1 pseudogene is annotated in these 389 nt (G+C 61.7%); it reads left to right on the top strand.

The features are described from left to right. A pseudogene (locus EN935_RS40480) lies at positions 1–389 on the top strand (O-antigen ligase family protein); the annotation flags it as partial.

Here is a 389-nt window from a genome sequence, read left to right as displayed (position 1 = left end):
GCGCTGGCGATGACGCCGTACGCGCTCACCGAAGAGGCCAGCGTCGCCCATTTTGCCAAGAGCCTTACCAAGGACCAGGGTGGGGAAGCGACACTCGAAACATTCGAACTCCGGCTCTATCTGTGGCAGGATGCGGTGGAAACGGGGTTGAAATCCGGGTCCCTGGGATTAGGCCCTGGGCCTCACCTCGAGCGCCCGCCCGTCGCCGACCGTCAATTTCTACAGCGCCCTTTCGAGGCCCATAACACCGTTCTTGACCTTTACCTGCAGGGCGGATTGCTTGCGGTGATGGCATTGGTCTGGATCGTGGGAGCCGCAATGTCGGTTGCCTGGCGAGCGGGCTTCGACGCGCTGCTGGTGCTCGGTGCGTCGACGATAATCTTCAGCAT

This window comes from Mesorhizobium sp. M7D.F.Ca.US.004.03.1.1 (genome assembly GCF_003998635.1).
Classification (GTDB): Bacteria; Pseudomonadota; Alphaproteobacteria; order Rhizobiales; family Rhizobiaceae; genus Mesorhizobium; species Mesorhizobium loti.
Note: the sequence above shows the minus strand (reverse complement) of the source record. Positions and strands in the feature narration are given on the sequence as shown.